Origin of the sequence: Kitasatospora sp. NPDC047058, assembly GCF_040643935.1 — a bacterium.
Classification (GTDB): domain Bacteria; phylum Actinomycetota; class Actinomycetes; order Streptomycetales; family Streptomycetaceae; genus Kitasatospora.
Window position 1 is genome coordinate 1 of the sequence record NZ_JBEYVJ010000426.1, and the last position, 5,462, is coordinate 5,462.

At 75.1% G+C, this 5,462-nt stretch carries 4 protein-coding genes; all 4 read right to left on the reverse strand.

Going from position 1 to position 5,462, the window contains the following annotated elements:
* Nucleotides 1-1,630, reverse strand: a 1,630-nt coding sequence (locus ABZ885_RS34545) for a hypothetical protein (protein WP_360197715.1), incomplete at its 3' end; no start/stop codon positions are given.
* A gap of 38 nt (nt 1,631-1,668) precedes the next feature.
* Nucleotides 1,669-2,649: a hypothetical protein gene (locus ABZ885_RS34550; protein ID WP_360197718.1), complete on the reverse strand. Its 981-nt coding sequence runs from the start codon at nt 2,647-2,649 to the stop codon at nt 1,669-1,671.
* 31 nt (nt 2,650-2,680) lie between these two features.
* Nucleotides 2,681-3,310 carry a hypothetical protein gene (locus tag ABZ885_RS34555; protein ID WP_360197721.1) on the reverse strand — a complete coding sequence of 210 codons (630 nt, stop codon included), beginning with the start codon at nt 3,308-3,310 and terminating at the stop codon, nt 2,681-2,683.
* Nucleotides 3,307-5,462 (reverse strand): LamG domain-containing protein (locus tag ABZ885_RS34560; RefSeq protein WP_360197724.1); only part of this gene is annotated, 2,156 nt, incomplete at its 5' end. The genes ABZ885_RS34560 and ABZ885_RS34555, both read right to left, overlap by 4 nt.

Consider the following 5,462-nt stretch of genomic DNA (forward strand, 5'->3'; position numbering starts at 1 on the left):
CGCCGTCTACCCCGACGACACCACCCGGCAGTTCGCCAAGTCGGTGATCGACGCCGGCGACGCGTTCCGCTTCGACATGTCGGACCAGACGCCCGAGACCGGCCACGCCCAGCAGGATCCGGGCGGGGTCGGTCCGGTAGGCGTGGGGGCTGCCGGTGAGCCGCTCGGTGGTGAGCGACTCCCGCAGCTTCACCACCTTGGGGTGGGTGGCCCAGGAGGTGGTCAGGCTGAGCCGGAGCAGCCGGTGCCGCAGCCCGAAGTGCCGGGCGGCCGCCACCGCGTCGTACAACCGGTCGAAGTCCCCGGCCAGTTCGGTGAGCACGTACTCGAACAGGGTGCCGCCGGCGGGTCGCTCCGCGGGCGGGTCGGTCTCGAACTCGTGGCGCAGGAAGTCGTCCAGCGCGTTCTGCCAGGACCGCTCGGCCGGGTCGCCGGGCAGCAGGCGGCGCAGCCGGGCCGCCAGGTGGCGGGCGCGCGGGCGGTGGCGGGCGGCGCCGAGCCGCTCCTCGTCGACGGTCAGCACCGTCCTGGCGTACAGGCACCGCAGACCGGCCTCCAGGTGGAACACGGCCGCGCGGTCGTCCAGCCGGCGGGTCGCCGGGTCGGTCCAGCCGGCGGCCCGCTCCCGCAGCGCCGTCGGAAGGCGGCTCAGGGCCGCGTCGGTCAGCAGGAGCAGCCGGTCGCCGGCCTCCTGGCGGTCGCCGGCCGGGAGGCGTTGGCCGGCCCGGCGGGCCAGGAGCAGGGCGAGCGCGGCGGGTGAAGTGCGGCGGCGTACGGTCAGCGGCTGGAGCCACACCGGCACCGGAGTGGCGCCGAACTCGGCCAGGTACTGGGCCGCGGTGAGACCGTGACGGCTCTCGAAGCCGGCGGGGTCGAGGCAGAACGCCGCCTCGGAGAGCGGGAGTCGCAGCAGCACGTCGGGGGCGAGTGTGGCGAGGCCGGTGAGTTCGACCCGGGGCAGCGTCATGAACGCGAACAGGGCCCAGCCGCCGTGCCGGAGCAGGGCGGTGGCGCCCTCGCCGTCGATCCGGCGGGCGTTGTGCGGACCGATCCGGCCGATCCGGTCCGTGAGGGCGCCGCCCTCGTCGAGGGCGAGCAGCGCGGACCGGTACCGGTCGGTCGCCCAGAGCGCCGTCGCCAGCACCCGGTCGGGGCCGGTCTGTGCCAACTGGGCTGCGCGCTCGTAGAGTTCGGCGGACAGCTCGGCGAGGGTGCGGTCCCTTCCGGTCCGCACCCACCAGATCCCCGCCCAGCGGGTCTCCTCCCGGAGGTCGTCGTACAGGACCCGCTCGGGCAGCTGCCCGCTCTCGTTGACGCTCGCGACGAAGTCGAGGAACCGGCCGACGCGTGCGCGGAAGTGCAGCGACCTGAGGACGGTCCACGGCCGGTCCGGCGCCCGGACCGGTACGCCGTGCGGGCGTCCGCCGTCCTGGTAGGAGGCCACGGCGTAGCCGCGGTCGCCGTGGCGCGCGGGCTCGTACCGTTCGCGCACCCCGGCCGGCGGGCCCGGGGTGCGGCGGCCGAGGCGGGCGGCCAGCTCCCGCTCGGCCTCGGCCATCCGGGCGCGCACCGCCCGGGTCAGCGTCCGGGTCAGCTCCTCCAGTTGCGCGTCGGTGGGGGTGCCGACCACGCGCACCGTGATCGGGATGTGGCAGTCGACCCGCACGGTCAGCGGCCCGTGGCGGTCACCACGCTGATCACGCGGACTCCGCCGAGGTGGCGGCCCTGCGGGGTGCGCTGGACGAGGTCGAACGCGTGCACGGTGCCGATCGGGTCGTTCGGGTCGAGTTCGACGTGCAGCTTCGCCTGCGTGTGGCGGTGGTGGTTGTCCCGGTTGAGCGGCAGCCGCGGGCCGCGGTGCCCGCCGTCCGTCTCCAGGTCGTACTTGAGCGGCTCGGTGGACAGCCGCAGCGGGACCGGCTTGCCCTCGCCCGTGTCGATGACCAGGTGGTTCTTCTCGTCCCGGGTGATGTCGCGCCGGGAGAGCAGGACGTTCTGCAGGCCGGCCTCGGCCAACTCGCCCTTGCCGAGCGTTTCGAGTACCAGGACCGACTCCTTGACCCCCTTCGGCAGCGGGCTGACGCGGAAGGCCATCGCGGGCAGCCGCCGCATCCCCTTCGCCACCGCCCACAGGGTGATGTTGCGCTGGCCCTGGTGGGGGTCGCCGCAGATGTCGAAGGTGTCCGTACCCGGCGTCAGGTCCTTGCCGTCGAAGGGCGGGTCGGCGAGGTTGCTGTCCTGGAAGGCGTTGGCGAACAGGCACAGGTGCCCGCCGTTGGAGGAGACGGCGAGCTGGGCGGCGGTGGGCGTCCACGGGCCGCAGTCGAACACGACGCCGTTCGGCGCGGTCTGGGCCGGGGGGACGGTCTGCGGGGCGCTGATGAAGTCGGCGATCGCCTGGGCCGGGCTGGTCAGCCCGATCTGCGGGGACGACACGTACGCGTGGACCCGGACGAACGGCAGGGCGGCGCTCCCGAGGTTGCGCACCCGGACCTTGATGACGCTGGGCTGGTCCACCTCGGCCGTGGTGTCGTCGGGGCGCGGCGGGTCCAGCCAGATGCTCTCGTTCTTCCAGGCGTCGTGGCAGGAGTCGAACGGGCGGGAGCCGTTGTCGGCCGCGGCCACCCGGATGTAGAGGTTACCGGCCATGCTGCTCTCCTTCGGCGTACGGTCGGGTCGTTCAGTCGGCGATGTACGAGATCTGGAAGCCGGCGAGGGTGATCACGTCGGCGGCGACGGCGCTGTCCACGGTCGCCAGGAGGAAGTAGCGGAACTGGCTGAGGTTCACCCGGGCCAGGTTCTGGTCCGTGATGGTGTCGGTGCGGTCGAACGGGTTGGTGTCCGGGGAGACCCGGACCAGCCGGTCGGGCGGGGTGCTGGCGGCGGGGACCAGCGGAGCCCGCAGCAGCGAGATCCGGACGATCGCCGTCGCCCCGGTGTTGGTGCCCAGTGCCCGCAGCGACAGCAGCCTGACCTGGTCGGGCAGCGGGATGTTCATCAGGCCGAAGACGCTCGCCGCCCCCTGCGGCCGGACCGCGATCCCGGTCTGGTCGTGGCTCCAGCCGGGCGTCGGCGCGACCGGGACGAGCGCCGGGCTCAGCGTGATCGAGGTGGGCTTGGCCGGCGGGCGGACCGACAGGGCGGCGATGGCCGTGTCGAGCTGGCCGACGGCCGTGGACACCGCCCCGAGGTCGTTCTCCAGGGTCCGGAACCGGACGTTGAAGCCGGTCGGCCCGCCGGCCTGCACCCGGTCGACGTTGTCGATCCAGTCCGTGTGGTGGAAGGTCGGGGTGAAGCTGACTCCGCTCATGGGCTCGCCTCCTTGGCCCGCCGCGGCGGCCCGCTGCGGACACGGAACTTCGGGAAGGTGTGGTCGGGGTTGGCCGCCAGGGCGTCGCCGCGGACCTCGATGACGTGCTCGCCGATCGCCCGGGTGCTCACCTCGACCCCGATCGGGTGCAGGGTGTTGAGGATGTTCATGATCAGGTCGTACTGGTCCTTGGAGATGACCGTGTCCGCCGGGAGTTCCGGCCGCAGCCGCACCTCGAAGGTGTAGGGGGCGAGTCCGGCGCCCAGCAGGTAGGCGGCCTGGACCCAGACCCTGCCCGCCCGCACCCCGGTCAGCCGCGGCGTCGGCTGGGTGGTGGTGTTCCAGGCGGCCAGGCCGTCCGCCGGCGCGCCGGACGCCCAGTCGAGGCGGGCGTCCGCACCGACCGCACCGGGCGGCGGCACGACCCGCAGGTCCACGGACCCGCCCTCGGCGACGGTGTCCGGGCCCTCCACGGCGACCAGCGGCTCCGCCGCGTGCCGCAGCACCACGTCGGAACCGGCCCGCCGGACGTGGCCGAAGCCGACCGCGTGCGCCGCCGCGGCGAGCCGGCCCGGGGGGAGGCCGCCGTGCCGGACGGTGAGCCCACGCCCCTGGGCGGCCGGTGCGTCGCCGCTCGGGTCGAAGGCGGCGGCCACCGTCAGCCGACCGGTGATCCGCTGCCGGTCCAGCTCGGCCAGCAGGGCGTCGAGCCGCCTGGCCGTCCCGTACTGCACGAGATGGTGGTCCGGGTCGGTCCCGTAGTCCGCGCGGGGGTCGTCGTGCCGGGTCAGGAACACCGGGTCGAAGTCCGGATCGGGCCCGCCGACGACGCTCGCCGGCGCGCCGAGGGTGCCGTCCGCGGCGATCTGCGCACCGTCGGCGAGTTCGGCCGGCCCGGCCCGGAGGGTGCGGGTGGCGCCGAGCGTGTGGCCGCCCCGGCTGACGTCGACCCTGACCACCACGCCGCCCGGAGCGGTGGCCGTCAGGGTGGCCGTCCCCGCCGGTCCCTCGGTGACCGTGGCCCGGCCCGGACCGCACGGGACGGTCAGCCACCGCACGAACGCGTCCGCCGGAAGCGCCGGCCGGACGGCCAGCTGCACGGCCGAGCCCACCGTCAGCCGGGTGGGCCCGTCGCCGGGCGGGGTCAGGTCGATGCCGAGGCGGTCGCCGACCGCGCACGCGGCGTACACCAGGCCGGCATCGCCGAGGTACCGGACGAAGTCGAAGCCCGCCCGGTGGGCGAGCGCCGCCAGCCGGCCGGTGGGCAGGGTGCTGTGGCGGAGCATCAGGGCGCGTCCGGTGGCCCGGAGGTCCTCGGCCCGGGGATCGAAGCCCGAGTCCAGCTGCAGCCGCCCCGCCGGAGCCTCGGCCGCCACCAGGCCGGCCAGCCGGTCGAGCGGCTCCTCGACGACGAGCTGGACGAGGTGCGGGTCCGGCGGCGGCTCGTACGGCCGGAGGTCGCGCGGCGGCGGAGGCGTGTAGTCGACGTCGGCCCGCGCGAGCCGCAGCAGGTACGCGGGATCGAAGAGCTGCTCGTCGGCCGCGGTGCCGACGACGTCGGCCTCCGCCACCCGGCGCCGGCCGTCCCGGTCGATGGCCTCCCCGGGCAGCAGGCTCACCGGCAGGACGGTGACCACGTGGGTGCCCCGCACCACCCGCCGGTTGGTGTCGTCGACCACCAGCGGGTCCTGCACCGGCCCGATCGGGCCGACGGCGGTGTTGAGGGCCTCGGTCAGGCCGGCGGGTGTCGGCAGGGTCCACCGGCGGAAGATCCGCAGCCGGCGGCAGTAGTGCGCGTCGCTCTCGCCGAGGGCGGGGAAGAAGTCCGCGCGGGCCGCCGAGGACAGCCGCACCTCGTCGATCGTGCCGAGGAACCCGCTGCCTCCGGGACCGATCAGCAGCGGCGCGGTGTTCCCGACCGCGCCGAAGGAGCCGCCGAGGGGCTTCCGGTCGCGGGGCCTCCCGTCGACGAACAGGGTGACCCGGCCCGCACCACGGTCGAGTACCGCCGCGACATGGCTGAACCGGTCCGTCGGCAGGGTCAGGTCGGCGAACAGCTCCACGGTGGTGGCGCCGTCGCCCACGGCGAACCGGAGGTTCCCGGGCAGCCCGCGGCCGAAGTCGCCGGTGCCGAGCACCCAGCCGGCCCGGG